The sequence below is a fragment of the Clostridioides sp. ES-S-0006-03 genome, assembly GCF_020662275.1.
In the GTDB taxonomy this organism is placed as follows: Bacteria; Bacillota; Clostridia; order Peptostreptococcales; family Peptostreptococcaceae; genus Clostridioides.
Genome location: NZ_JADGMM010000038.1, coordinates 1 through 843 on the forward strand (window position 1 = coordinate 1; position 843 = coordinate 843).

At 43.2% G+C, this 843-nt stretch carries 5 tRNA genes and 1 rRNA gene; all 6 read left to right on the forward strand.

Features of this window, described 5'->3' with window-relative positions:
• Positions 1-253: 253 nt before the first annotated feature.
• The 6 genes from rrf (at position 254) to IR151_RS20020 (ending at position 808) form a co-directional block, all read left to right on the forward strand.
• A 5S ribosomal RNA gene (rrf, locus tag IR151_RS19995) occupies positions 254-370 on the forward strand.
• A gap of 6 nt (positions 371-376) precedes the next feature.
• Positions 377-451, forward strand: a tRNA-Asn gene (locus IR151_RS20000).
• A gap of 6 nt (positions 452-457) precedes the next feature.
• Positions 458-543, forward strand: a tRNA-Leu gene (locus tag IR151_RS20005).
• A 15-nt stretch (positions 544-558) separates the two neighbouring features.
• Positions 559-634, forward strand: a tRNA-Met gene (locus IR151_RS20010).
• Between the two features lie 7 nt (positions 635-641).
• Positions 642-716: transfer RNA gene (locus IR151_RS20015), tRNA-Glu, on the forward strand.
• A gap of 18 nt (positions 717-734) precedes the next feature.
• Positions 735-808, forward strand: a tRNA-Gly gene (locus tag IR151_RS20020).
• The last annotated feature ends 35 nt before the right edge of the window (positions 809-843 follow it).

Genomic DNA, 843 nt, shown 5'->3' on the forward strand with positions numbered 1-843 from the left:
ATAGGTCGAAGGTGTAAGTGCAGCAATGTATTTAGCTTATCGATACTAATAGGTCGAGGACTTGACCAATATTTATTTGATGTTCATTAATTAAAATATATATGTAGTTTTTAGAGTGTTAACTCTATGTAAAGTACTAACTTCAATTAATAGAAGATATTTAATAAAAAACTATTATTATTTAGTACTTTAAAAGTATTGACATTTAAAAATAAAGATGTTAATATAATACTTGTCTTATAAATAGGCAATATGTGGTTATAATAGCAAAGAGGATACACCTGTTCCCATTCCGAACACAGAAGTTAAGCTCTTTAGCGCTGATGGTACTTGGTGGGAAACTGCCTGGGAGAGTAGGACATAGCCACGTGAATATTCCAAGGTAGCTCAACGGTGGAGCAACCGGCTGTTAACCGGTAGGCTGTGGGTTCGAGCCCCACCCTTGGAGCCAAAAAAAGCCGAAGTGGCGGAACTGGCAGACGCACAGGACTTAAAATCCTGCGGGACTTACCTCTCGTACCGGTTCGATTCCGGTCTTCGGCACTTATAAAATAATATCGCGGAGTGGAGCAGTTGGCAGCTCGTCGGGCTCATAACCCGAAGGTCGTAGGTTCGAGTCCTGCCTCCGCAACCATTAAAATGGCTCGTTGGTCAAGAGGTTAAGACACCGCCCTTTCACGGCGGTAACAGGGGTTCAATTCCCCTACGAGTCACCAAAAAAAACAATTAAATAAGCGGGTGTAGCTCAATGGTAGAGTTCTGGCCTTCCAAGCCAGCTGTGAGGGTTCGATCCCCTTCACCCGCTCCAAAAAAATGGGATCATAGCTCAGCTGGGAGAGCACC